Origin of the sequence: Paraglaciecola sp. (assembly GCF_039942875.1) — a bacterium.
Taxonomy (GTDB): domain Bacteria; phylum Pseudomonadota; class Gammaproteobacteria; order Enterobacterales; family Alteromonadaceae; genus Paraglaciecola.
Map to the genome: position 1 here is coordinate 1 of NZ_JBDVBQ010000013.1, position 26,003 is coordinate 26,003.

The window sequence follows — 26,003 nt, forward strand, 5'->3', positions numbered from 1 at the left end:
CCTTGTTCTACCCCAGACATGTAAAGCTTAACTACCTAGTTCGGACTTTCTGCGCCACAAACGCTTGCGCTTCTGGTGACAAACAACGGCTTGATAAATAAGACTTGCCTGCCTCAAAGTGCAACAACCAGCCTTGGCTAGTTTGTTCTATTTTTATAATATCGCCCCAAGCGATAAAGCTTTTAACAGAGGTTGATTGGCTACGAATTCCTTCTTCATCTATGGTTAAGGTCAATTCATTATTGGCCGCCTTACTTATCATTTGCCTCGCCAACCACCAAGATTTTTGAAAACGCACACTTAAGACCTCTACCCCAGCCCAGGCAACAACAAACCAAGAGATATATGGATTAAGTTCTGTGGCTAACAGCAATATCGCCCCCAGCATTCCTATTACAAGGGATTTTAAATAGGCTTTTTGTGGTGCAACTTCAGTGACGGTTTGGTCAAAGGTTTCGCTGAAATGGCTTTTATCCAGTATATAACGGGTTGAATATTCGAAAGGCTGAGTCATTTGAAATTATGGCTAAAGCAAAACCCTAGTGTATCCATTAGTTTTGTAGCTAGATAGATATTTTCTTGTGCAATACAACATCTCATAATCAAATATTCTTATCTAAAAGAATAGGGGTAATCTCGCAAAAGATGATTCTATTGCGATAGGTGATTGTTTTAACGTTGCAACGCACCTACCTGCAGTCCCACCTTACAAAACAACTACTTTCTGTAGCGGGTCAACTTAGTGCCATCTTCTGCCAATAACACCAGATTATTATCTGAAATAGAAATGATTTTATCTTTTGATGTGTGCCCATCAATTGGCGTATTACTGTTATCCCATACCACCCGCATATATAAATAGCCATCGTCAACCCACCAATTTGCACGGTAGGCCCACTCTTGTGTTTCATTGGGATATGAAAAGATTGTGTATCCTTCTACAACACCATTGCTATAATAAAAGTCTTCACCATAAGCTTTTATCGTGCTGCTAGGCCAATCTCTGTGATGCAACTCTTCGTCTACAAACCATACGCCCACTATCTTAGTTTTGATTTCAGTATCATCAGTACTGTTAATCTCTGTTTGTGCTTTACTCTTAGTGATCTGTTTAACTGGTTGAACGGCACAACTCGTCACAACAATTAAAAAAGCAACAACAGACACTAACCTTAAACACACTTTGCGTTACTCCATAAAACTAAAAATTATTGTAATAGCACTCGTCAATGTTAATTAATTGATTATTTTTTAAAAGTAACGCTTTATTTAGGCTTACCATTTAAATCTTCGAGTATTTGTTTACTTATGTTAATAATGCTTGGCTTGTTTTCTGTTACCCAATCAATTGGCTGACATTGCTCCACCGCTTTAATACCGATACGTGACGTCAGTACACCAGCCCCTAGCCCTTGGGCGGCGCTTGTAGATAGTTTTCCCGTTATGCCTGCATCAAGCGCATAACTACCTGCGTCTGACAGTATTTCAGCAGCCCCTGCGTACAACATGGTATGAAACACGTTACGTATTAGCCTAACTCTTCCCCAGTAGCCTAAATGCAGTCCATAGGTTTCACTAATTTGGTCCATCATTCGAATATTTCGCCATAACACAATAAACATGTCTAAAAGTGCGAATGGGCTGACAGCAATCATAACACCTGCCAACACTAATTGGACACCCATTGTAATTTTCTTGACATTAAATTGGGTGTCCAAAGAATTGTTTTGTCCATTGGCTAAGTTATGCTGCCCGAAATTTACCTAATGCCACCAATTTAAGTAAATTTAAACCATACCCGCCAAATTATTCTCAAACCCAAATGTAGAAAATCACCAAATAGCTTATTCAAATCATTTTATGCTTGTTGATTGGAAAGCATTTAAGTAAGTTATTAATTTGGGTGCCTTCACAATGTTATTGGAGCGTTATATGCCTTCGAGAACACCTTCATCCCTCTTCCGGTTGACATGATGTCGTTCTTCTAGCAGGATAAAATAATGAATCTAAATCTTACGCACAAAATATCTCGAATTATCATCATTCCATAGGAATGGTGGGAGATTTGATGCGTCTGTAATTTATCAAACCCACCCCATAGAGGTGGGTTTCCTGTTTCTGCCTCATGGGAATAATTCGCATGAAGGAGGCAGTATGAAAAAAATAGCAGTTTTTGGTAAGCCCGGAAGCGGTAAATCTACTTTAAGCAAAGATCTTGCTTTAGCTACTGGTATACAATTACATCAGCTAGATTCGATAGTGTATAAAAAGAATGGGGAGCTGGAAGATCGCAGTTCATTCGATGAAGCACATGAGAGTATCTTATCATCTGAAAATTGGATCATTGATGGGTTTGGACCAATAAACTCATTTCACCAACGTTTAGAAGCAGCCGATACATTGGTTTACGTTGATCTGCCATACCTAAAAAGCTACTGGTTTGTGACAAAGAGATTTTTAAAAGGGCTTTTCGTCAAACCTGAAGGTTGGCCTGAGGGTAGTTCGGTTCTAAAAGGTACTCTTGAGAGTTATAAAGTGTTACGGCTATGCCCAAAATTCTGGAATGATGATTTTACTGCCAGATTAGAAGCAATGTCAGATAAAAAGTCACTATACATTGTCAAGTCAGTTTCTGAGCTAAATAACTTTGTATACCGAAATGTCAAATAAATGCATATAACAATCCAAGGCCGTGGGAAAAGGAGAAATTATGAATAGTAAGTTGTCATGCCTTGTACATATAGAAGTAAAAGAAGGGCGAGCACAGGAACAAATTAATTTATACAATGATATTAAACCTCTGGTTTTGGCAGAACCAGGCTGTATTAAGTACGAACTAAAAAGAATTAAAGGTAGTGATACTAAGTTTCTTTTAATAGAAGAATGGGCTTCACAAGAAGCGCTTGATGCACATGACGCAACACCGCATATGATTGATGCAGACTCTAAAAGTCCTTCGTTTAGAGCAAAGTCAGCCGAAGTAGTCGAAGTTGTTGATGTTTAATTGTGTAATTAATCTAATTGTTTTGATTTCGGGACACTAATTGGACACCCATCGCGGGCCACTAATTGGACACCCATCGTAATTTTCTTGAAATTAAAGTGGGTGTCCATACAATTGCCTTTATGGCAAATGGACAGTTTATTTTGAAATGAAAGACTCTGTACGTGGTGTTTCAGTTCCATTAAAAACATCATTTAATTTGGTCGAAAAGTAAGGCGAACAAGCTGTTCAGGGGCGTTAGCTACGAACTTAAATACGGAGATTATTTTTATGAAAGAACATATGGACTTAGGGCTCCCAGAGAAACTAGAGTTGCAAGAGTTTCCTGACTATATGCGTATATCTCGAAAATGGTTTGGCGGGCAAGTGATTTTCATGACTGTGTTTGCAATATTTTGGAATGGTTTTCTTTGGCAATTTTATGCAGATATGGGGGAAGAGGCAGATGTCTTTTCTAAAATATTTCCTTTAATTCATGTTGCTGCTGGCATTGGTATTTCTTACTACGCTATTGCTGGTTGGTTCAACAAATCAAATGTCTTCGTTAGCAAGGAAACCATAGAGATTAATCATAAACCTATTCCATGGTTTGGTAACAAAAAAATAAAATCCGCTGATTTAAAACAAATCTATACAAAAGAAAAGGTCTCTAGCGGTAAGAATGGAACAACGGTTACTTATGAAGTACACGCAATATTAAATAGTGGTACGAACACTAAACTTTTAAGCGGTTTAGAAGCTAGTGAGCAGGCATTGTATATTGAGCAAGAAATAGAAAAATACCTCAATATCAAAAACTCTCCAGTCAGAGGAGCTGTAGTGTAATTCAAATGGGGGTATTAAGTTTGTCTAAAGCAGCTAACAAAAAGCTTAATCTGACAGTTTCTCGTTGGCTTCGCCAATGTCCCCTTAACTGCTGTTTAGCTTGAGCGTTAGCTCTAAAGGAGGGCTTTAGGCTCATGGATAAAAATATAATATTGGCAGCATTATCGGCTTTGCTATTTTCAGCTTGTAATTCCACGCCTAAAAGCAGTGTCACAAGCTATGAGATTACTGGGAATTTGGAATCCCCGAAACCAGCTGGATGTTTATCTGTGGCCGAGTTATCGAACATGCAGAACCCTGTCGATATATTTACTGGGCTTAATGCGTGCTTGACCGACAATAATTACTCGAATGCTGCAGAGCTATATTTTGCTGGCATGTCTTATGGCTTTTTTGATACTAAACGTGTTTCAGATAAAACTGCGCATCAAGCGATTAGTGTTCTGCGTATGAATTTGTTCGGTGCGCAATCACAAGATGATATGGATAAGTTGCAAACGGCTCTTACAAAATTAAGTTCTGATAATACTGCGATTTGTCAGAGCCTAACTGATCTAGGGGCACCAGCATATAAGCCAACTTATATGATTCAACATGGAATGGGGGCTTTCACTGGTCAAAGTACTAAAGACGGTTTGGTTGAAGACTTTGATGCTCTAGCGGCTTGGAAAGATGCTTTATCAACTATCGCCAAGTGCGCTTAAAGCTAACAAGTCAATTCTGTAATATATTTCCCTGATTAAAGACTACTAGCTTTGACAATCAGATAACGTTGTCAATTTTAAAAAACAAAGTAGTTAATTTAAAAGGAAATAAGTGATGGAATTTATCGATAGTATTTTGGCAAGTGACAACTATGCATTTATTGGCTTCATATTAATTGGGGTATTTATTCTCTGGTTTCTTCCCGCAATGCTTGCTCTAGCTTTCAATAGAAAGCACTTTAAATATATATTGCTTGCATGTATTCCTGCTGGTTTTTCATTGATTGCATGGGGAGGTGTATTGGTTTGGGCAACAACTGGTAAAGCTATTGGTAAATATGCAAACAAAGCGAACAGTGAAACTGAAACATAAACACTAATTGGACACCCATCGTAATTTTCTTGAAATTAAATTGGGTGTCCAAAGAATGGTTAACGAAAAACATGCCCATATTAAGGCCACTCAGCAATGCATTAATGAGACTCACTAAGTAAACGACTTTGCCCCATCTAAATCAAAGTGTGCCTTGGCCACTTTTAAAAAGTACATGCCTTAAAATGTATTAATTGGTAGGAACACCTTTTTGCTTGTAGTGACTTTTCACTCTTTAAGTTATGTCATGAGCTTTTGTTATTTTTATGCAAAACTATTAGGCATTCTTAACCTATGATACTTGCCTAATGTGTGGACGTTTAAATGTAACCGACAACCCAGGTGTTATTGGCCTGCTGGGTGTGCTGGGTATTAAAATTGATGTGGGCGAAGTGCCCCTTAGGTTTGAGCGCTTTATTCGGGCGGGTAGCGAGGTTTCAATCGTTAGGCAAGTGGCGCAGCAACGCACTATCGCAAATGCCAGTTGGTGGTTATTGCAGACTTTAGAGGGTGATACCTTTAAGCCAGATTATAAATGGGCGAGCTTTAACACCCGTTATGACAAGCTTAACAAGCCCCAAAGTGCCGGCTATATAGCGTTTAGGCAGTCTCGCTGTATTATTCCAGCTTCTGGCTTTGGTGAAACCGAAGGTAAAGGCCATGATGCAAACTATACAGACTTTAAAGCCATTAAAGGTGAAGCTATTGCCTTAGGTGGCTTATGCCGAGAATGGGTTAACTCTACTACTGGTGAAACAGCTTTGTCGTGTTCGGTGATAACTTTACCTCCCCATGAAAAAATCATGCCCTACCACACTAAGGCGAGCCCTCTGATGTTGAATCAAGATGACGATACTATGAATATGTGGCTAGATCCTAATCTAAAAAATGTCAGTGTATTTGCAGACTTACTAAAGCCTAATATTTCGCAACGTCTTGTAGGGTGTCGTATTGATAAGCCAGCCACCCACAAACCTATAGCTGAGGTATTTAAAATAGATGCGGACACTTAAGTTGAACTGTAAGCTTAACTTCTTGCTAGGCGCTGAATAACCTTACTATGCTGAGGAAATTTTTTAAGTAACTCACTGGCGCTAACGTCTATCATGTCTTCAGGCTCCCAACCGGGTGCGACAGCTTCACTGACTAAACCGAAATCATAGTCTCCAAGACTCAATTCTGCGGCTTTATAGGTGCCACCCGCTACCGCTAATTGCAGCTGTTGGCCATTTTTTATATCTGGGCCCACTACGACTTTTTCATAGCGACCATCAGGGTGGATCATGTGATAGGTAATGGGCGAGCCCATATGATAGAACTCAATACCATCTGAATGTTTAGTGTGAAAATGGTCGATATTGTTGTCTGTACTCAGCATGTAGTAAATCGCTGTCATGCTGGTGCGGTTTCCATATTCGGTAATGACAGGCGCTCTATGCGTGGCTTTAAAAGTTTGCCTAAAATAGCCACCTTCAAAGTGGCCCTCTAAGTTTAGTAATTCGATGACTTCGTCTTTGGTCATAGGGCTCCTTAATTAATCATCAAAAAGGGCAAGCATGCACTGCCCCTTTGATACTACTTTTTACGTTAGTCTTTAAGCTCAATAATGGCACTGACTTCTACCGACATATTACCCGGTAGGCTACTCATACCCACTGCTGCTCGGGCGGCTTTGCCGTCATCACCAAATGCAGTTACAAACAAGTCTGAAAATCCATTAATAACTTTTGAGTGGCCAGTAAATGTGTCGGTCGCATTTACCATACCTGTTATTTTAAGTACTTGTTTTACGTTTGAGAGATCACCAGTGGCGTATTTTATGGTTGCTAAAGCACATAAGCCAACAAGCTGCGCAGCATCATAGCCTTGTTCGATATTAAGATTGCTACCCAACTTACCTAGTACACTTTTACCTTCGCATGCACCGTGGCCAGATAAATACAAGGTATTGCCTGAGCGTCTCCATGTCACATAATTAGCTATGGGTTTAACGGGCGCTGGTAAGGTAAAACCAGCAGCTTTGATACGTTGCTCTGGTGTGGTGTCGTCTGCAGAGCTTAAAAATGGAGTAAGCAGTCCTAGTGACAATACGCTGCTTAGTAATAATTTTTTCATGGGTTGCCTATTTATCGTTATTTTAATGTGGTTAGTTTTATAGTGTCGAAATTATTCTGCTTGCCGCTCACGCTAGCTTTCTTAGAGCGTCAGTTAATTTTGCGATTTCAGAAGCAGAAACGAAAACCTGCGGAGTAACCCGGATACAACAGCCACTCGCTAGGCCCTTTCTAACAACTGTGAATACGCCAAATTCGTTTTCTAAACGTTTTTGTAACTGGGTAACCTCTTCTAAGCTAGTTTTACCTGCTAAACGGAATGCGCCCATACCTGTTGATGATTCTGCATCAGACCCACCTAGTACTTCTATGTGAGACATCTTTTTGGCTTCTGTTGCCCAAAGGGAATGTAAGTAACGTAAACGCGCTTCTTTGTTGGCTGGCCCCATTGATTGATGAAAATCTATCGCAGTAGGTACAGTTAAAGTGGCGGCAAAATTAGTCGTCGCGGTGTGAACACGTTTGTAAGTTAAGGTATCGTCAGGATCCGTTTCACCAGGGTAAGGTGATATTTTTGTTAGGCTGCCTTGTTTCATATACAGGGCCCCTACTCCAACAGGGCTGCCAATCCATTTATGTAAATTAAACCCTGCCCAATCTACGTTAAGGTCAGTAATTTTAAAGTCTAACAACCCCCAAGATTGTGCACAGTCACACACTACATCTATGCCTCTTTGCTTGGCTGCGTCAGCGATTTTAGCGACGGGAAGTATTAACCCATGTTGATTGCTCGCGTGAGTCAGTAACATCAACTTAAGATTAGGGCTGCTATCAAACGCCTTAATGTATAAATCGAGTATTTGTTGCTGGTTTGCTTGAGGCGGAATAATCACTTCTACAGGTTCAACATCACGTGATTTGGCTAGCCACTGCATAGTTTCTTTGAAACTCGGGTAATCAATATCAGTAAATAAAACCGTTTCGCCGGGTTTAAAGTCGTTATATTGCCTGAGTAAATTATGGATAGACTCGGTGGCATTTCTTGTTAACACCACTTCACCATCTTTAGCCCCTAGGGCTGCTGCAACTTTATTAGCGCTATCTACTAAATCTTGGTTGTATTCTTTACGAGCATAATAGGATAGTTGGGTATTCACCATTTCGGTGTTTTCGAGGTAAGCAGCTTGTACTGGGCGCGACATTTTACCCCAGTAGCCATGTTCGAGATTGACTATGCCTTCAGCTTTGTCATAAAAAAGTGCAACCTTAGCCCAAAATGACTCATCTTTAGCTAGGGCTTCAGGGGTGACACCTTTGGGGATTTGCAAAGACTCAAGTGTATTTACAAGAGGTTTAGCGTGAACTAGCTCTGATGCTGCTAGCGAATATACAGCACCTGCGGTAAGGGTTTTGAGCATACTTCTACGGTTGAAACTTGATGATTCTGAGCTCATTACTGCACCTTCTAAATTGGTTAATGATACGGCTTTTTTAATTATTGCTTGTTTTAAACAGCGGCGTATTGCACAACTCGATCCATAAGCAATTACGGCCACTAAAATATCTAGAGATTATGCTCAGTAAATAGCGCCCTATTCTAGACAAAAGTCGTATTTTTTGTCACAATTTTCACATAGCATAACAACTTGCGATAGCTGTGTTTTTTCTTTTCTTACTCTTTCTTGTCTACACCTTAGGTAGCCTCTCTACCCCACTCGCAAGTGCGCCCCAGATTTATTTAAACTTTAGGAAATATCATGCAAAAAATAATCGTTGTAGGCGGAGGTGCGGGTGGCCTTGAGCTAGTTACCAAGTTAAGTAAAACGCTAGGTAAAAAGAAACTAGCTGAAGTCATATTAGTAGACCGTAGCCGTACCCATGTATGGAAGCCCTTGCTACATGAAGTGGCGGCTGGCGTTATTGATAAAAATTCTGATGGTGTCGACTACCCTATTCATGCTGCAAGCCACCATTATGGCTTCCAGTTAGGTAACATGAGTCATATTGATCATACAAATAAGACCATTCATTTAGACCCGTTACCTGACGATAATGGTGATGTCTTATTACCTGCTCGCACCCTAGAATACGATACCTTAGTACTAGCAATTGGCAGTGTCAGCAATGACTTTGGCACCCCTGGAGTAGCTGAAAATTGTTACTTATTAGACTCGCTAAAACAGGCTGAGCGTTTTCATAAAGCGCTGCTTAATCAGTTAATTAAAATTAACCAGTTAAGTGATTCTGACTCTAGCTTAAAGGTTGCTATAGTGGGTGGTGGAGCCACAGGTACCGAGCTTGCCGCACAATTACACCATGTGGCTAATTTAGCCCGCTCTTATGGTATGCCAAAGATGTCGGCAGAGCGCTTACAAATATCCATTATTGAAGCAGGTCCTCGTATATTGCCAGCCCTACCCGAGCGCATAACCAATTCAGCTCGAGCTGCTTTGCACAAACTGGGCATTAAAGTGTTAGAAAACACCCGAGTAGCAAGCGCTCAAAAAGAAGGGTTTATTACCAGTGATACTAACCTAATCGAAGCTGATTTAATGGTATGGGCAGCAGGAGTCAAAGCCCCAGATTTTATTCAAGAGTTAAATATTTTTGAAACTAACCGAGCACAACAGATCCTTGTTAATAAACAATTACAAAGTACCTTAATCGATAATATCTACGTGATAGGCGACTGTTGTGGTTTTCAACAAGAGGATGGTTCTTGGGTGCCGCCAAGAGCACAGTCAGCCCATCAAATGGCAAGCCTAGTGGCAACAAACTTAATTAACATTCAAAAGTCAAAGCCGTTAAAGGCTTATCAATACAAGGATTACGGCTCGTTAGTTCATTTAAGTAAGTACAGTACTGTGGGTAGTTTAATGGGTAGCCTAAGCAATAGCAGCATGTTTGTAGAAGGTAAGCTTGCCCGCTTTGTTTATATATCGCTATACAATATGCACCAATTTGCTGTGCATGGCTGGTTAAAAGGTGCATTAGTTTTATTGAGTCGCAAAGTTAGTAATATTGTGGGCCAAAAACTGAAACTACATTAATACCTATAAGTTAAATAGTGGATTAATTAAAAAAGGCTTACCAAGGTAAGCCTTTTAAATTTCAACCAGCGAATTAGAGCATAGAGCAAGCTGAACAAGAATTATTTTTAGGAATAATATAGGTTTGCCATTCCATGCTTTTTCCATCAAACATCATTAATTTGTTAGTCAATGGCTTACCAAAGTGAGTCAGTATTTTTACGCACTCTAAAGCCTGCATAGCTCCAACAATTCCAACTACTGGAGACATGACTCCGGCTTCAACGCACGTTAGGCTTTGCTCGGTAAACATAGTGCTTAGACACTCATAACAAGGGTTGTTAGCGCTAGGTAGAAAGCTAGATAACTGCCCTTCCATTCTTATAGTAGCCCCTGAAACCAAGGGTTTTTGCTGTTTAATGCACATTCTATTTAATTGATTACGTGTTTCAATATTATCACTGCAGTCAATGACAATATCATGCTGGTTAACCTGTTCGCTGAGGTCATCATCTGACAGGCGCTGCTGAATAAGATTAATGCTGGCGTCACTATTTAAGGCAGTTAATGTACGCTTTGCGGATACGCCTTTATTGAGCCCTACACTCGATTCGGTGTGTAAAACTTGACGTTGTAGATTTGAAGTTTCAACCTGATCGTCATCTACAAGGGTTAACTCCCCTACCCCAGCAGAGACTAAATACTGAGCGGCTGCACACCCTAACCCTCCCACCCCAATTTGTAACACCCGACTATTGAGTAATATTTCTTGTTTTTCTAAATCAAAGCCTGATAACAATATTTGCCTACTGTAACGCATAGCGTTCTCTGAGGAGATCCTTTTGAGCACTGACTAAGCTCCGCTTTGCTGTTGAACAAACTCAATAAATTCCTGCTCTGGTAATGGACGACTAAAGAAATAACCTTGCATTTCGTCACATCCCATATGTTTCAATATGTTTAACTGCTCTTGCTCTTCCACTCCTTCGGCAATCAAAGTTAGGCCAAGGTTACGACCTAGTTCGATAATCGTTCTTACGATGGATTGATCTGCACTTTCATGCTGAATGTTGCGTACAAAAGACTGGTCTATTTTAAGCTTATCAATATTAAATTTTTTCAAGTAATTAAGAGATGAGTAACCCGTGCCAAAGTCATCAATGGCGAGTTGCACACCTAATGATTTTAAGGACTCTAGTGTCGCTATGGTTTCTTGCTCATTGTATATGATGACCCCTTCAGTAATTTCCAACTCAAGGTTTTTAGCAGATAATTGCGTGTCTTTTAATGCCTGTTTTACTTTCTCTAGAAAATCTTTACGTCCAAATTGCAGGGGTGATATATTGACCGCCACAACTAAGTCATAGAACCCTAAATCGACTAATTTTCGCGCCTTTTGGCAAGAAGTGTGCAGTATCCAATCACCTAAAATATCAATTAGGCCAGCCTTTTCAGCCAAAGGAATAAATTCTGCGGGAGAAACCCATTCATCGTCTCGTTGCCAACGAATAAGCACTTCTGCTCCAATAATAGTGCCAGTCTGCAGCTCTAACTGGGGTTGGAAATATAACTCAAATTCAACCTCTTCTATAGCGACACGCATATCATCTATTAACTTTTGTTCATACGCTAACTTGGTGCCTAACTCTACCGTAAATAAAATATGAGACTTATCCTCACTACTCGCAGACTTATCTAGCGCTGCTAAGGCATTTTTATGTAATCTTGTATAATCGTTTCCATGTTCAGGAAAACATGCAAATCCAAAGTCTAACCGGACCTGATCTTGACTATGAAATATCGTCGATGAAATTTTCGCCTCAATCTGTTTTACTAACGAATAAATATCCTTCTTACTTAGGCCCTCAGTATTGGTTATCGCAAAGCTTTTTTCACCTGTATGATAGACCTGAAACCCTGTCAAGTTTGCATTAGAAACCACCTCATCAATAACTAAGGCCACCTCTTTTACAACGGTTGAGGCGACAGTTAAACCTCTGATGGTAAGTAATTGATTGAAAGAGCGAATTTCGATTAATCCAAGTACAAAAGCATCAGTTTTGGCGTACAAATCGGTAAATGACTTTTCTAATTCATAACGGTTTTTCAAGCCTGTTTCTTGATCATGGGTAGCTCTGTAAGACAATTCCTGCTGGACGCGTTTACGCTCAGTAACATCAGTTAAATGTATGTCCCATTGACGTTGGTCTTCTACCCAATGCAAGTCACATTGAAAATATAAATTATCTATTTCGTACTCAAAAACAGTCGAACGAATACTTGTATCTGAGAGTATTTTTTCTTGGTGCAACCGAATGTTTTTATCTAACAACAAATGGGTCTTGCCCATGGGCAAATTTAGTCGTTGCAGTAAGCTATCTGTGGCTGGGTTGCTATAAGTTACGTTGCTTTTATGGTCTAGGCTAATGATAGGGTTAGGGTTACGTGCCGGAAAAAGTGATAAACGTTGATGACTCACAGAATTGACCAAGTAAGTCCTAATAGCCTTAGTTACAACAAATGCAATTAGAAGAGTAATCACACTGTACAACATAACAAAAAACCTAACACTTTCTAGCCCTGTTAAAACTTTTTGTTCAGAGACATTCACTTTTCGTTCCGTTTGATGGACTAAAAATTGAATTTGATGTGCGGTATCTCGCTTTATTTCGCTGACTAAACGTAACTGCTCCATAGCGAAATCCCAATCTGTGTCGGGCTCCATTATATTCAGAAAAAATTCATTACCTACTTTACTTACACTAGTCAGGTTTTCTCGAATAATCTGTAGTGGTTGAACATTCCCCAATCTGAGCTGTAATTCTGCTAGGGTATCGAGTCCTTGTTGAAAACTATTTGTATAACCTCGGCTAAAGTCACTTTCCCGCTTGTTTATATAAAATTCATACAGGTATCGCTCCTGCTCAATCAAACCTTTCTCTAATTTATGTAATAAATCATAAGTAGGAAGGTCATCTGATATTAAGTTAGTTGTTTTTTCGGCAATACTTTCACCGTAAAAATAAACCACCGCAATAACAACCACACCTAAAGTTAAAACGAGCGAAAACAATACATTAACGAGAAAATTAGAACGTTGATTAGCAGCATTTACTAACAAAATATCAAATCCAAAAAATAGAAATTAAAGGTTAAACTTTCGGGCGTAACACTGTACTAATTACCTCGGTGGGAACATGCCTCCTGGCCCACCCGGTGGCATCATACCTTTCATATTACGCATCATTTTTTTCATGCCTCCACCTGACATTTTCTTCATCATTTTTTGCATTTGGGTAAACTGCTTAAGCATTCTATTCACATCTTGAATCTGAGTACCCGAACCAGCAGCAATTCGACGCTTACGCCCGCCTTTTATAACATCTGGCCTTGCTCTCTCGCCGGGTGTCATAGAATTGATTATAGCTTCCATCTGATTAAAAGATTTGTCATTTGCTTTATCTTTTATCTGCGCAGACATATTTCCCATACCTGGCATTTTATCCATAAGAGACATCATACCGCCCATGTTTCGCATTTGTTCTAACTGTTCTTTGAAATCTTGTAAGTCAAACCCCTTACCTTTTTGAACTTTTTTAGCTAGTTTTTGAGCTTTGTCTTTGTCGACTTTGCGTTCGACTTCTTCAATTAAACTTAGTACGTCTCCCATCCCAAGAATACGAGATGCGATACGCTCAGGATGGAAAGCTTCTAGAGCGTCTAATTTTTCACCCATCCCCATAAACTTAATGGGTTTACCGGTAATGTGCCTGACAGATAACGCGGCACCACCTCTAGCATCACCATCCGCTTTGGTTAAGATTACCCCAGTTAAAGGCAAGGCATCGTTAAATGCTTTGGCTGTATTGGCCGCATCTTGACCTGTCATAGCGTCAACTACGAATAAGGTTTCAATTGGATTAATGGCTTGATGTAATGCTTGAATTTCTTGCATCATCTCGCCGTCAACATGCAAACGACCCGCAGTATCTACAAGTAATACGTCAAAAAATTGCTTACGTGCAAAATCGATTGCAGCATTAGCTATATCAATAGGCTTTTGTTCAGCCGTTGAAGGGAAAAACTCAACACCTATATCATTAGCGAGGGTTTCAAGCTGTTTGATTGCCGCAGGTCGGTAGACATCAGCACTAACAACTAAGACTTTTTTCTTTTCTCGTTGCTTTAATAAAGCAGCTAATTTACCCACACTGGTAGTTTTACCGGCACCTTGTAAACCGGCCATCAAAACAACAGCTGGAGGTTGAGCAGCAAGATTTAAAGACTCATTCACCTGCCCCATAACTGATTCTAGTTCAGATTGAACAATCTTAATGAATACCTGACCGGGGTTTAAGCTTTTACTAACTTCAGTACCAACAGCTCGCTCTTTAACCTGAGCAATAAATTCACGTACTACTGGCAAGGCCACGTCAGCTTCTAGTAATGCCATGCGCACTTCGCGTAACGTATCTTTAATATTATCTTCTGATAAACGCCCTTTACCGCTTATATTTTTTAGCGTTTTACCTAATCTGTCACTTAGATTCTCAAACATGCTTCGTATTACCTAAAATTTGCTAATTACTTGTATTATATAGAAGATAGTTACAGATAAGAATGCTCAAAGGCATTTCTCATCACAGAAATTATTTGTAATCTTTGAAATGATCTCAAAGCTATGTCATGTAAGCAAAATAAGTGTTAATTTTAACGAGTTAGATTTTTATTAAAATATTATTGAGTCATAGTGCTGACAATGCACTGTAGTTACAATCAATTGAATAAGCCAGAGAGTTTAAGATGTTACTAGATGTACTTTGTTTTGTGTTTTATCTTATAGCATCAGCAATAGTCGTTGCTGGTATGTTTGATAAAAAAGGCCCAAACAAAACGTTAGCCACGGTTAGCGTTGTCATCGCTATAGTATTACATGCATATATTCTAAAACTGGGGGTGTTTTTATCTCCAGGTCAAAACATGAGCATGCTCAATGTTGCGTCACTTATTGGCTGGTTGATCAGTGTCACCATGTTGGCAACATCATTCAAATTACCTAACACTATCTTATTGCCCGTAATATATGGTTTTAGTGGTTTAATTGTTATAGCCAATAGTCAATTACCGAGCGCCCATATGATGAATGTTGGGATAAAACCAACGTTACTTATTCATATCGGTCTCTCTCTATTTGCCTATGCAAGCTTATCCATTGCATTTTTATACACCTTGCAACTGTCTTATATCAATCTGCGCCTAAAGGAAAAAAAAGCCTCCCTACTCCACTCGTCTCTACCTCCTCTTATGGCGGTCGAAAACATTCTATTTAAATTACTACTAGTGGGTACGGTTTTACTTACATTATCTCTCATTACAGGCTTTATGTTTTTAGATGACATGTTTGCCAAAGAACAGGCTCATAAAACAGTGCTAGCATTGATAGCTTGGGTTATTTATGGCGTCATAGTCATTGGTCATTGGCTTTATGGTTGGAGAGGTAGATGGGTTATAACTACAAGTATATTAGCAGCAGCACTATTAACCCTTGGATATTTTGGTAGTCGTTTTGTCAGAGAAGTCTTACTTAACTCTTGATTAGAGGCTTAATTGCCCTTAAAGTTGCAGACTTAATATCTTTATAGGATTTCCATAGTTGGACGACATCGCCACTAGTAGTTTATTCATTATTCTCGGCGTTTTAATTTTACTCTCAGCTTATTTCTCAAGCTCTGAAACGGGCATGATGTCCATTAATCGATACCGTCTGAAACACCTTGAAAATGAAGGTCACAAAGGCGCTATTCGAGTACAAAAATTACTACAAAGACCTGACCGACTGATTGGTTTAATACTGATTGGTAATAATTTGGTTAATATTGCAGCAGCGTCAGTCGCGACAATTTTATGCTTAAGATTGTTTGGTGAGTTTTGGGGCCTAATAGCTGCAAATATTGGTTTAACCATTGTAATTTTAATTTTTGCCGAAGTGACGCCAAAGACTTTAGCGGCACTTTATCCTGAAAAAATATCTTTCCCTAGCTCCATTATCTTACTGCCACTGATGTTTATTCTTTACCCATTCGTATATTTGATAAATGGAATTTGTAACGGCTTATTAGCCATAATTCGAGTTAACCCTAGAAACAACGATGGCGAAAATTTAAGCCGAGAAGAGTTGAGAACCGTAGTACACGAAGCTGGCACGCTCATACCTAAAAAACACCAAGATATGCTAGTCGGTATTTTAGATTTAGAAAAAGTAACCGCTGAAGATATTATGGTTCCCCGCAGTGATATCGTTGCTATTGACATTAATAATGAGTGGAAAGATATTCAACGAAAGTTAGTCAACGCTCAACACACCCGGGTTTTACTTTATCGTGACAGCATAGATGACGCAGTAGGATTTGTGCATGTTCGAGATGCCCTGAGATTATTGTCAAAAGACCAATTTACAAAAGCAACCTTGCTGAGGGCGGTTAGAGACATTTACTTTACGCCAGAATCAACGCCTCTGCATACACTAATGTATAAGTTTCAAGCTGCTAAAGAAAGAATAGGATTAGTAGTAGATGAATATGGTGACATTCAAGGATTAGTCACCTTGGAAGATATTCTTGAAGAAATTATCGGTGACTTCACCACTAGCTTTTTACCCGACCATAGTAAAGAAGCCAACCTACAACAAGATGGCAGCTTTTTAATTGATGGTAGCGCCAATATCAGAGAGTTAAATAAAGAATTAGATTGGAACTTTCCAACTGAGGGTCCAAAAACCTTAAACGGCTTGATATTGGAATATCTCGAAGATATACCAGAGACCAATATCAGTTTACGAATTGCTGGCTATCCTATAGAGCTAATTGAAATGAAAGATAATATGGTTAAAACAGTGCGTGTTTTACCAGAGTACTACCGCGAAGAGCCAACTTTCACGTCTGATTAGTATTTTCTTCGCTATGTTTTTGACGGTTTTGATGAATTTTCGTTTTTAAAAGCTCAACTTTATCATTTAGATTTGTTAGGCGATCCATGATCCCCTGAAGCTCATCGTCATGAGTCAGTTTCGATTCCACAACCTGATGCTCTAGCACCTGTTGTAAATATGCGGGCAAACTTTTATTCATCATATTAATGATATCGGTTAGCCCAGCAAATTCTTAAGACCAGAATACATACAAGCAGAGATAAATATGTATTTTATGCTAGGGGTGGAATGTTTCTCCCCCGTCTCCATTTCTATCGGTAGGGTCATACTCAACAATAACAGTACTAGATGTATCAAATAGCATTGATTTTTTACTTTTACTGATTTCCTCTAAAAAATAACACACAAAAGGCATATGGCTTATCACCAAAACGGTTTTATAAGACGGACTTTGTGATATTAAGGCATCTAAATAGTCGTGAAAGATAGCAGGATCACCCTCTGGGACAATATCAGATGTATCAACTTTTGTAACAACGTTCACAACTGAAGTTAACTCATCATAGGTTTGTTGCGTCCTCAAGTATGGACTCACCAATGCTAAGTCAATTTTGGTATTCTCACCTAACTGTTTTGCTAGCCAATTACTTGCATCAGATACTTGCTGCTTACCTAAAACCGTCAAAGCCCTAGTTTCATCAGGCTCACTTAGCACTTCGGCTTGTCCGTGACGCATTATTGCTAACTTCATATTATTGATTTAGTTTGTATTTTTCTTAATAGTACAATAAAAATACCACGAAAAATGTTTAGAAAGTGATTATCTATAAAAAATTGGTTTATGCTTACTAGTTGTAACGTCAAGGAAAATATATTTTGCTCAAAAGTGCCTATGATAAACGCCAATATAAATTCATAGAATTACCCAATGGTTTAAAATTTTTATTGGTTCAAGATCCACTTGCCAACAAAAGCGCTTGCTCTATAACAGTGAATGCAGGTCACTTTAACGACGATAATGATTGCCCTGGTATCAGTCATTTACTGGAGCATATGCTTTTTTTAGGAAATGATAAATTCCCTAATGCCAATGACTTCTCAAATTTTTTAGCGAGCCACAATGGCAGTATTAACGCTTCTACTGGCTCCGAGTTTACAAGTTTTTTTTACGATTTAAACTCTGATATTCAGACTGAAGATAATGCCTTAGAACATCTAAGCGCAATGATGTTACAGCCTATATTCGATGAAACACTGATTGAAAAAGAAATAAACGCAATTGATGCTGAATTTTCTTTAAAGCAAAAAGATGATTTAAGACGTTTATACCAAGTACATAAGGAAACCTGCAACCCCGATCACCCCTTTAGCAAGTTTTCAGTGGGTAATTTGGAAACCTTCTCTGCATTTTCAGCTATAGAACTAAAGGAAAAAATCCAACGCTTCCATCAAAGCTACTATCAACCACAAAACACCTCTTTATGTATAATTAGCAAACAAAGTATCACTAGTTCTGAGCAGCTAGTACGGAAACATTTCGGTCCATGGGATGCTAAAAAGTTAACATCAACTGATAAGCACCCTAGTTTGTATTTACCTGAACATTTGGGAATACAAATGAGTATAAAACCTATTCAACAAGCTCAAAGGATGATTTTTACGTTTCCTTTACCCGGACAAAGAGAGTACTTCAGAAGCAAGCCTTTAAGTGTACTAAGCCATATATTAGGTGATGAGGGAGATGGAGGGTTACTGAGCTTTTACAAACAAAAAAATTGGGCCACGAGCCTAAGTGCTGGTGGTGGAATAGAAGGCAGCAGTTTTAAAGACTTTAACATCAATCTGCAATTAACCAGTGAAGGAATTAAAAACCAAGACAACATAATTTTAGCATTATTCGCGTTTATCCAACTTATTAAAGAAGAAGGCGTTAGCAGCTGGCGCATTCAAGAAATCTCTACTCTCAATCAATTAATGTGGGACTTTACTGACCACGCGAAACCAATAGATGAAGCCCAAGAGTTAAGTATCGCCATATTTGAATACCCTGAAGAGTATCTGCTTTGTGGAGACTATATACTCGATAAGCCTAGCCCAGCATTGACACTTCAGATGTTAGATTACTTCAGTCCAGAGAATCTAAGGTTAAAAGTGGTAACGCCAGATGCATCCACTAAACTAATCGCTAAGTGGTATAACACACCTTATGATGTTACAAATTTGAATCTAAATTTTGATTTAAACATGTTTAAATCTAGAGACATGGCTAATTTGAAATTACCTGATGTAAACAAATTCATTCAGCCACTTTCAAAACTTAATGACATAAATCATGACTACCACTTACCCCAAAAAATAGTTAGCGAAACCGGACTTCATATTTGGTACGGGCAAGATGATAAATTTAAACAACCTAAAGGACATTGTTTTTTAACATTTGATTGTCCAGTCGTTAACCAAGGTATTGAAATAGTTGCAGGTAAGCGATTATGGATTGCGTTATTAAATGAAAGACTAAATCAGAAATACTACCAAGCTAACATGGCTGGAATTCACTTCCATTTTTACCCCCATCAAGGAGGCTTCTCTATACAAACCAGTGGATTTAGCAATCCACAACTTGAATTTTGCAGTAATCTTTTAACTGAGATCATAGTTCATGATAATTTTGAAAACAGTTTTCTACAGGTAAAGCATAAACAACTTAACGGCTTATCAAATACCCTTCTTAACAAGCCAATAAACCGAATGTTTTCAAGGCTAGCGGTTCTCATGCAACAACAAAACTACTCGCCGGAACAAATGGCATTTAATGTCAATCAGTTAGCATTACACGATATAAAAACCACGAAAGAACAACTGCTTAGTAGCTTTCATTTAGAAGGATTAATGTACGGTGACTGGGCGTATTCTGATACGATTAAAGTGGTTAAAGATGTAAAAAGCTTCCGAAATGCATACCCAACAGCTGACAAAATTAACAGAGGGGTAGCTGACATACGTAAGCAGGCAACACAAATACATCAAGTCAACTGCGAACATCCTGATTCAGCTGTGGTTCTATACTTTCAAGCCCCAGACTCAAGCATTAAGACCACAGTATTAACTATTTTAGCAGAGCAACTATTGGCAACGCCGTTTTTTCATAAATTGCGCACCACCCAACAACTAGGCTATTTAGTTGGGACTGGATACGTACCCTATAACAATCACCCAGGGATCAGCTTTTACATTCAATCGCCCCATAAAAGTGTTAGTCACCTTATAGAAGCGATTAATACCTTCCTAATTGCCACACTAGAAGACATTAGAGAGTATCAGAATGTCTGGAAAATGCTCAAAAACGGGGTCATCAAGCAATTAATGCAAAAAGACACCAATTTAAATATGAAAAGTCAGCACTTATGGATGGCAATAGGTAATGGAAATTTGACATTTAATCATAATGAAAAAATGGTTGAATCAATTATAGAACTTGAATTAAGTGACCTGAATAATTACCTACAAGATATGGTTTCAAGACAAAATTTTGGAGAATTTTTGTTATATAGTGGTGACTTAAGTGATTACCCAGCCACCATTAACACCGCAAACGTTTCTAATATTCAGAGGTTTAAATCAGAGATAAATTACCTGTAACGTACCGCTTAGCTGCATAAAAACCGCGAGAATCTACTTTTTTAAGCTAACTCCGGTACTTTTCTATTATAAATGCTTGTAGCCCGCGTTGAAATTGGGCATATTTAGTATCAGGAGATAAGGACATACCACTTACTAATTCTAATAATGAAAAGGTAGTCTACTATCTTTGGGTACAAAGTGCGCACACACCAATTATATATAACATGCTTGTCCGTTTTTCTGATATCACTTGGATTAAACTTCCTTACCCCTGCGTATGCCTCAAATAATGTCTTTTTTAAATACTCAAAGTCAGATGGACTCGCCCAGAGTACAGTCACCGATATAGTTGAAGATCAACAAGGTTTTCTGTGGTTTTCAACTTTTGAGGGCGTCAGTCGTTTTGACGGGTACGACTTTAAAACATACAAGCATGTCCCAGAAGATGAGTTTTCTTTACCCGCAAACTTTACTAAAAAAATGTTGGTGGACTCTAAAGGCATTCTTTGGATAGGTACCCGAAACGGCTTAGCAAAATATAATCCAAAACTAGATAATTTTAAAACTTATAACAGTAACAATAGTGAATTAAGCGATAACGAAATATTCTCTTTAGCGCTAGGCATTGATAGCCGCTTGATGGTCACTACTAGTGAAAACCTTTATATTTATGATAACCACACCGATACATTTTTGCCTTATAGAGTAGACGGAGATGCGTTACCTGCGGACATCAAAGTAATATTTAGTGAAGTAGATAAAACTTGGATCGGTAGCTTAGGTGAGGGATTATTTCTCCTCGAACATGCAACCAATACCTTGTTTAGTTTAAAAGAAGCTAATCCTTGGGATATATCTATCGATGCTGACTATCTATTTGATTTAAAATTGATTAGTAATAACTATTGGCTTGGCACTGAACAAGGTGCGTATGTGGTTAATAGCGACACTTTTGATGTAACCAAAATTGATACACAAAGCTCCCCCGCTATTGTTGGAGATGAGATAAGAAGTATTTCACAAAATAAAGATGGAAATATATGGCTAGGAACAACAACTGGTATCAGTATTATCGATAAAAATTTCGAGCACCTATTTTCATATAATGATCAAAACAATAGCAATTTTGGGCTAGACAGCACTCATTTTTTAAAACTATTTAAAGACTCGAATAACACAATTTGGTTAGGTACTTTTTCTGGTGGTGTCTACCATTATAATTTAGAAAGCTCAAAAATTAAGTTTTTTCAAAAAAACGCTAATAACCCCAACTCGTTATCGGGAAACGTTATTTGGGGGTTATCTCAAGACTCTAAAGGTCAAATTTGGGCAGCGACACAATCTAATGGATTGAATAAATTTGATTCAGATAACTTTACTTTTGAACATTTTTTAACAGATTTCAAACATAATATATGGGCATTAAAAATTGATGCCTTAGATAGGATTTGGGTAGCCAGCTCTGGGGGGCTTTTTATATATAAACAGACTCCAGAAGGTCAACTAGAGCATGTAAAAACACTTTTCGCAGGAATGGACACCCAAAATATCAGTCAGTTTTCCAATAAAATTTGGCTCAGAAGAGAAGTGGGTATTATTAGCTCTGTCGACACAGAAACACTCAAAATAACAAACATTGAACTGCCCAATAAAAATATTAATTATGTAGTACCTCTTTACTACGACTCATCCAAAAATTTATGGCTAGCAACAAATTTAGGGCTCGTTTTATACAATACAGCTACTCAAACGTTAGAAAGATTAATCATTAACTTTGATGATTCAGTGAGATTGTTTAACTCTGTAGTTGAGACAGATACTGCATTTTGGCTATCAACCCTAAGCCACGGCCTTATTGAATTAGATAAAACATCTTATCAAGTCAAAACACATTTAAACCAAGGAAATGGCTTAGCTAGTAATCAAATTATTGAAACTGTTTATCGAAAAGATAGCCTCTGGTTATCACATATAAGTGATGGAATAGATGAAGTGTCAGTAAAGGAGGGTAAAGTACTTCAAAACATCGGGCCAGAAAGATTAATGTTTAATGAATTAAATGAAGGTTCTGGCTTACTCACTCAAACAAATGAAATAATGTTTGGAGGGGCAAGTGGTATCCTAACATTTGACCCAAAGAAGTTATCATATTCAGAATTAGAAAAAAGTGCTAATCAAGCCAATCTTAATTCTTACAATTCGCCAACTTTAACACAATTTAGAATTTTCAATCTTCCCGTTTCTATTCATTCAAAAAACTCTCCTTTATCCTCTGCAATTAATATGGCCACAAGTATCGACCTTCCTAATGAGTCGAGCATGATTAGCTTGAAATTCGCTCAGCTAAACCCTGTGGTACCAGAAGCTATAGAGTACAGATACAAGCTTATAGGGTTATCAAACAAGTGGATTACCACTGATAGTGAATCCCCAAGACGAGCAGACTTTTCAAACTTGGATTTTGGCAAGTATATATTTGTTGTTCAAAGTAGAGCACCATTTAATGAATGGTCACCTTCTAAGCAGGTTCAAATTAACATTGCGCCCCCTTTTTGGTTACATAAAAATGCCTTAATTTTATTTGCCGCTTTAACATTATTGATATTGTTTTATTGGATAAAACAGATAAGAGCTAGAAATGCCATACGTCAAGCAATCTTGGAAAATGAGGAACGCCTAAAATTAACCTTATGGAGCAGTGGCGATGAATTATGGGATTGGGATATCTATAAGGGGCAGGTTTTCAGGTCAAATACTTGGGGAACCTTAGACTTCCCTCAAGACGACATTCGAGTCAATAGTTCCTATGAAGCGAATATCCATCCAAATGACATAGAAAGAGTGCAGCTCGCTTTAAAAGAGCACTTAGATGAAAAAACTGAAAATTATGAATTAGCCTACCGAGCACAAACCTACAAGGGTGATTGGTTATGGATACTAGACAGAGGTAAAGTCGTTGCGAGGGATAACAACCATCAACCACAGCGAATGACAGGCACCTTAAAAAATATCAGCCACCTAAAAGAAGCAGAAGAGCAGTTAAAACTATTTAAACGCTCAATTGAGACCATATCTGATGGGGTATTTATAACTGATACTAGTTTTAGATTTATTTCAGTGAACAACTCTTATTGTAAATACACAGGAGAAACTAGAGAACAGGCGCTAGCCAGTTATTTAGCTTTTCATCAATACCCAGGTGTATTTACTGAAGAAGTTAAAAAGAGCCTACAGCAAAAAGGAAATTGGTTTGGTGAGGTTGAATCCAGAAGAAAGGTTGGCGAAAAATATGAGATGGAACTTAATATTGATGCAATTACCGATGAAGACGGCAAAATAAGTCATTATGTGGGCGTATTTTCCGATATTACTGCCCGTAAAGGTACAGAAAAGGAATTATTAAAGTTATCTAATACAGACCCTCTTACCGACTTACCTAATCGTTCATTTTTCTTAGCCAGCCACAGTAATATTGTAAGACGAGATACTTCTCATGCCTTAATTTGTTTGGATATGGATAACTTTAAAAAGATTAATGATTCATTAGGACATCAAACTGGTGATATTTTAATAAAACAAATAGCCAAAAGACTGCAAAAAATGGCAGGAACTAAGGCAACTTGTTACCGCATAGGGGGAGATGAATTTAGTATATTAGTAGATAATTCCACCGATATTCATTACATCACCCATTTTGCTCAAACTATTTTAGATAATATGGCTCGCCCATTTATAATCAATAAACAGGAGTTTGTTTTAGGGGCTAGTTTAGGTATCGCTTTTTATCCAGAGGATGGAAGTTCTCCACAAGAATTGCTTAAAAATGCTGATACCGCCATGTATTTTGCAAAAAATGCTGGTGGTAATAAGTATCAATTCTTTAGTGGCGAAATGAACCAAAACGCTGTGCGTCAATTACAAATCGAGAATTTAATCCGCCACGGTTTAAAAGAAAACTTATTTACAGTTTTTTATCAGCCTAAAGTTGACATAGCAAGCGGTAAACTAACCAGTATGGAAGCCTTGGTTCGCTATGAACATCCTGATAAGGGCATAGTTAGCCCCGCTCAATTTATCCCCTTAGCAGAACAAACAGGACAAATAGTAGATATTGGAGAAGTGGTACTTAAAAAAGCCTGTGAAGACACCAAACGTTGGGTGGACAAGGGCTTATTTACAGGGCGCGTTGCGGTAAATATATCAGCTAGGCAATTTCAAATTCCCGATTTAGATGAGCGTATCATTAATATACTGCAAAAAATTGGCCTTTCACCATTACATCTTGAATGCGAAATTACTGAAGGGACCTTGATGCAAGACCCAGAAAAAGCGCTACGAATGATGTTACGTCTGAGAGAAAGGGGAATACATCTTGCGCTTGATGATTTTGGAACTGGCTACTCATCTTTGGCTTATTTAAAGCGCTTCCCAATAAACACTTTAAAAATAGATAAAGCTTTTATTGATGATATTGCAACAGCGGCGGAAGATCGGCATATGACACAGGCAATTATTACAATCGCCCATAATTTAGGGCTGAAAGTAGTAGCTGAAGGGGTTGAATATGAAAGCCAACTGTCAATTTTACGTCGTTACAAGTGCGAAATGTTGCAAGGGTACTTATATAGTAAACCCCTCAACTCACAGAGATTTGAACGTTTATTATCTGAAAACCAACAATTATCTAAAGTAATTCAAAAGAACACCATTTAAATTAAATAGTCTAACGTGCTTCTTACCCCCGATATTAAAGACTTGATAGATCCCCATATACCTCAAGTACTTAGATAAACTCAATATTTATTTCTGGTAAAAAACCTTCACTCATAAACTTTGGCACACTTCTCGCTAATATAAAATTGACCGGCAATATAATGTCGGCATAAACGTCAATAAAATATACGAGGAAATAAAAATGTTAAAATCATATGCAGTAGCACTAGTACTAGCAACAGCGGCTCCAGCAGCAATTAAATCTGAAGAAGCAGTTAAAGCACCAAGCCAAAACAAAGCGCCAGTAACCACTACAGATACCAGTAAAAATGGTTTAAAAACTGGTAGAAATTGGTAACAAATAGTTTTCTACTTAACATCTAACAATTGGATGTTATGCTACGTAAGGATACGTAACCCTAATGGAATATATCAATCGTTTAAGGATAACCAATAAGGCTCAATATAAGTTTATTGAGGCAGAGACAAAGAGAGGGGGAACCCTCTTTTTTTATGCTCGAAATAAATAGCTACCGTACCCCCTAGCCTTCAGTAACTTTATTCGTTGGCGCGATCTAAAAAGTGGATAAATCGTAGGCCCCAAAACCAACCCAGCTAACGCCCAATTCTTTGCCGTTAACCCAGTCTTAAACGATTGCACATAAAATACACAACACCAAACTACAGAACTTAAAATAAGCAATACCATAACCACCTCACCAAATTTAAGTAAGACCCATAACAACTGTTAT

Annotated in this window: 21 protein-coding genes and 1 pseudogene; 12 read left to right on the top strand and 10 right to left on the bottom strand. The window is 38.3% G+C overall.

Annotated features, from left to right (window positions below; genetic code table 11):
• Nucleotides 1-31: 31 nt before the first annotated feature.
• From ABJE44_RS03540 to ABJE44_RS03550, 3 genes and pseudogenes are all read right to left on the bottom strand, one after another.
• A complete protein-coding gene (locus ABJE44_RS03540) occupies nucleotides 32-514 on the bottom strand; it encodes a YcxB family protein (RefSeq protein ID WP_348110010.1) in 483 nt (160 codons plus the stop codon).
• A gap of 203 nt (nucleotides 515-717) precedes the next feature.
• Nucleotides 718-1,182, bottom strand: coding sequence for a hypothetical protein (locus ABJE44_RS03545; protein WP_348110011.1), 465 nt, complete (start codon nucleotides 1,180-1,182; stop codon nucleotides 718-720).
• Between the two features lie 83 nt (nucleotides 1,183-1,265).
• Nucleotides 1,266-1,664 (bottom strand): annotated as a pseudogene (locus ABJE44_RS03550) (YcjF family protein); the annotation flags it as partial.
• A gap of 490 nt (nucleotides 1,665-2,154) precedes the next feature.
• On the opposite strand from ABJE44_RS03550, the gene ABJE44_RS03555 reads away from it, so the two are divergent.
• The 6 genes from ABJE44_RS03555 to ABJE44_RS03580 all read left to right on the top strand — a co-directional run bounded on the left by ABJE44_RS03555 (nucleotide 2,155) and on the right by ABJE44_RS03580 (nucleotide 5,919).
• On the top strand, nucleotides 2,155-2,670 hold the full coding sequence (locus ABJE44_RS03555) for an adenylate kinase (protein ID WP_348110012.1): 516 nt from the start codon (nucleotides 2,155-2,157) through the stop codon (nucleotides 2,668-2,670).
• A 40-nt stretch (nucleotides 2,671-2,710) separates the two neighbouring features.
• On the top strand, nucleotides 2,711-3,004 hold the full coding sequence (locus tag ABJE44_RS03560; protein ID WP_348110013.1) for an antibiotic biosynthesis monooxygenase family protein: 294 nt from the start codon (nucleotides 2,711-2,713) through the stop codon (nucleotides 3,002-3,004).
• A 270-nt stretch (nucleotides 3,005-3,274) separates the two neighbouring features.
• Entirely contained in the window at nucleotides 3,275-3,829 is a 555-nt protein-coding gene (locus tag ABJE44_RS03565; RefSeq protein ID WP_348110014.1) for a hypothetical protein, read from the top strand.
• A gap of 134 nt (nucleotides 3,830-3,963) precedes the next feature.
• Nucleotides 3,964-4,533: a hypothetical protein gene (locus ABJE44_RS03570; RefSeq protein ID WP_348110015.1), complete on the top strand. Its 570-nt coding sequence runs from the start codon at nucleotides 3,964-3,966 to the stop codon at nucleotides 4,531-4,533.
• Between the two features lie 115 nt (nucleotides 4,534-4,648).
• Nucleotides 4,649-4,906: a superinfection immunity protein gene (locus ABJE44_RS03575; protein ID WP_348110016.1), complete on the top strand. Its 258-nt coding sequence runs from the start codon at nucleotides 4,649-4,651 to the stop codon at nucleotides 4,904-4,906.
• Nucleotides 4,907-5,214: 308 nt separating this feature from the next.
• Nucleotides 5,215-5,919: an SOS response-associated peptidase family protein gene (locus ABJE44_RS03580; protein WP_348110017.1), complete on the top strand. Its 705-nt coding sequence runs from the start codon at nucleotides 5,215-5,217 to the stop codon at nucleotides 5,917-5,919.
• A 14-nt stretch (nucleotides 5,920-5,933) separates the two neighbouring features.
• Here the strand turns inward: ABJE44_RS03580 and ABJE44_RS03585 are convergent, their stop codons facing one another.
• The 3 genes from ABJE44_RS03585 to ABJE44_RS03595 form a co-directional block, all read right to left on the bottom strand.
• Nucleotides 5,934-6,428, bottom strand: coding sequence for a cupin domain-containing protein (locus tag ABJE44_RS03585; protein WP_348110018.1), 495 nt, complete (start codon nucleotides 6,426-6,428; stop codon nucleotides 5,934-5,936).
• 65 nt (nucleotides 6,429-6,493) lie between these two features.
• On the bottom strand, nucleotides 6,494-7,021 hold the full coding sequence (locus tag ABJE44_RS03590; protein ID WP_348110019.1) for a RidA family protein: 528 nt from the start codon (nucleotides 7,019-7,021) through the stop codon (nucleotides 6,494-6,496).
• A gap of 67 nt (nucleotides 7,022-7,088) precedes the next feature.
• On the bottom strand, nucleotides 7,089-8,414 hold the full coding sequence (locus ABJE44_RS03595) for an aminotransferase class V-fold PLP-dependent enzyme (RefSeq protein ID WP_348110020.1): 1,326 nt from the start codon (nucleotides 8,412-8,414) through the stop codon (nucleotides 7,089-7,091).
• Nucleotides 8,415-8,717: 303 nt separating this feature from the next.
• On the opposite strand from ABJE44_RS03595, the gene ABJE44_RS03600 reads away from it, so the two are divergent.
• Nucleotides 8,718-10,010 carry an NAD(P)/FAD-dependent oxidoreductase gene (locus ABJE44_RS03600; protein WP_348110021.1) on the top strand — a complete coding sequence of 431 codons (1,293 nt, stop codon included), beginning with the start codon at nucleotides 8,718-8,720 and terminating at the stop codon, nucleotides 10,008-10,010.
• 73 nt (nucleotides 10,011-10,083) lie between these two features.
• Here the strand turns inward: ABJE44_RS03600 and moeB are convergent, their stop codons facing one another.
• From moeB to ffh, 3 genes are read right to left on the bottom strand one after another with little or no spacing between them, the layout of a single operon-like run.
• Entirely contained in the window at nucleotides 10,084-10,839 is a 756-nt protein-coding gene (gene moeB, locus ABJE44_RS03605; RefSeq protein ID WP_348110022.1) for a molybdopterin-synthase adenylyltransferase MoeB, read from the bottom strand.
• A gap of 3 nt (nucleotides 10,840-10,842) precedes the next feature.
• Nucleotides 10,843-13,110: a bifunctional diguanylate cyclase/phosphodiesterase gene (locus tag ABJE44_RS03610; protein WP_348110023.1), complete on the bottom strand. Its 2,268-nt coding sequence runs from the start codon at nucleotides 13,108-13,110 to the stop codon at nucleotides 10,843-10,845.
• Between the two features lie 60 nt (nucleotides 13,111-13,170).
• Nucleotides 13,171-14,547: a signal recognition particle protein gene (gene ffh / locus ABJE44_RS03615; protein WP_348110024.1), complete on the bottom strand. Its 1,377-nt coding sequence runs from the start codon at nucleotides 14,545-14,547 to the stop codon at nucleotides 13,171-13,173.
• 245 nt (nucleotides 14,548-14,792) lie between these two features.
• Here ffh and ccsA point away from each other — a divergent pair, with 245 nt between their 5' ends.
• Both ccsA and ABJE44_RS03625 read left to right on the top strand, forming a co-directional pair.
• Nucleotides 14,793-15,584 (top strand): cytochrome c biogenesis protein CcsA, encoded by a 792-nt coding sequence (gene ccsA, locus ABJE44_RS03620; protein ID WP_348110025.1) that lies wholly within the window; start codon nucleotides 14,793-14,795, stop codon nucleotides 15,582-15,584.
• Between the two features lie 58 nt (nucleotides 15,585-15,642).
• Complete coding sequence (locus tag ABJE44_RS03625; RefSeq protein ID WP_348110026.1) at nucleotides 15,643-16,935, top strand: HlyC/CorC family transporter; 1,293 nt, start codon at nucleotides 15,643-15,645, stop codon at nucleotides 16,933-16,935.
• Between the two features lie 259 nt (nucleotides 16,936-17,194).
• Here the strand turns inward: ABJE44_RS03625 and sixA are convergent, their stop codons facing one another.
• A complete protein-coding gene (sixA, locus tag ABJE44_RS03630; protein WP_348110027.1) occupies nucleotides 17,195-17,668 on the bottom strand; it encodes a phosphohistidine phosphatase SixA in 474 nt (157 codons plus the stop codon).
• Nucleotides 17,669-17,793: 125 nt separating this feature from the next.
• On the opposite strand from sixA, the gene ABJE44_RS03635 reads away from it, so the two are divergent.
• The 3 genes from ABJE44_RS03635 (at nucleotide 17,794) to ABJE44_RS03645 (ending at nucleotide 25,609) form a co-directional block, all read left to right on the top strand.
• On the top strand, nucleotides 17,794-20,556 hold the full coding sequence (locus tag ABJE44_RS03635) for an insulinase family protein (RefSeq protein ID WP_348110028.1): 2,763 nt from the start codon (nucleotides 17,794-17,796) through the stop codon (nucleotides 20,554-20,556).
• Between the two features lie 180 nt (nucleotides 20,557-20,736).
• On the top strand, nucleotides 20,737-25,251 hold the full coding sequence (locus ABJE44_RS03640) for an EAL domain-containing protein (RefSeq protein WP_348110029.1): 4,515 nt from the start codon (nucleotides 20,737-20,739) through the stop codon (nucleotides 25,249-25,251).
• A 202-nt stretch (nucleotides 25,252-25,453) separates the two neighbouring features.
• Nucleotides 25,454-25,609, top strand: a complete 156-nt coding sequence (locus tag ABJE44_RS03645) for a hypothetical protein (protein ID WP_348110030.1) — start codon at nucleotides 25,454-25,456, stop codon at nucleotides 25,607-25,609.
• Nucleotides 25,610-26,003: the final 394 nt, after the last annotated feature.

Bases quoted from the DNA above. Each gene is read 5' to 3' on its own strand.
- ABJE44_RS03540 (WP_348110010.1), bottom strand. From the start codon at position 514: ATGACTCAGCCTTTCGAATATTCAACCCGTTATATACTGGATAAAAGC.
- ABJE44_RS03555 (WP_348110012.1), top strand. From the start codon at position 2,155: ATGAAAAAAATAGCAGTTTTTGGTAAGCCCGGAAGCGGTAAATCTACT.
- ABJE44_RS03560 (WP_348110013.1), top strand. From the start codon at position 2,711: ATGAATAGTAAGTTGTCATGCCTTGTACATATAGAAGTAAAAGAAGGG.
- ABJE44_RS03565 (WP_348110014.1), top strand. From the start codon at position 3,275: ATGAAAGAACATATGGACTTAGGGCTCCCAGAGAAACTAGAGTTGCAA.
- ABJE44_RS03570 (WP_348110015.1), top strand. From the start codon at position 3,964: ATGGATAAAAATATAATATTGGCAGCATTATCGGCTTTGCTATTTTCA.
- ABJE44_RS03575 (WP_348110016.1), top strand. From the start codon at position 4,649: ATGGAATTTATCGATAGTATTTTGGCAAGTGACAACTATGCATTTATT.
- ABJE44_RS03580 (WP_348110017.1), top strand. From the start codon at position 5,215: ATGTGTGGACGTTTAAATGTAACCGACAACCCAGGTGTTATTGGCCTG.
- ABJE44_RS03585 (WP_348110018.1), bottom strand. From the start codon at position 6,428: ATGACCAAAGACGAAGTCATCGAATTACTAAACTTAGAGGGCCACTTT.
- ABJE44_RS03590 (WP_348110019.1), bottom strand. From the start codon at position 7,021: ATGAAAAAATTATTACTAAGCAGCGTATTGTCACTAGGACTGCTTACT.
- ABJE44_RS03595 (WP_348110020.1), bottom strand. From the start codon at position 8,414: ATGAGCTCAGAATCATCAAGTTTCAACCGTAGAAGTATGCTCAAAACC.
- ABJE44_RS03600 (WP_348110021.1), top strand. From the start codon at position 8,718: ATGCAAAAAATAATCGTTGTAGGCGGAGGTGCGGGTGGCCTTGAGCTA.
- ffh (WP_348110024.1), bottom strand. From the start codon at position 14,547: ATGTTTGAGAATCTAAGTGACAGATTAGGTAAAACGCTAAAAAATATA.
- ccsA (WP_348110025.1), top strand. From the start codon at position 14,793: ATGTTACTAGATGTACTTTGTTTTGTGTTTTATCTTATAGCATCAGCA.
- sixA (WP_348110027.1), bottom strand. From the start codon at position 17,668: ATGAAGTTAGCAATAATGCGTCACGGACAAGCCGAAGTGCTAAGTGAG.
- ABJE44_RS03645 (WP_348110030.1), top strand. From the start codon at position 25,454: ATGTTAAAATCATATGCAGTAGCACTAGTACTAGCAACAGCGGCTCCA.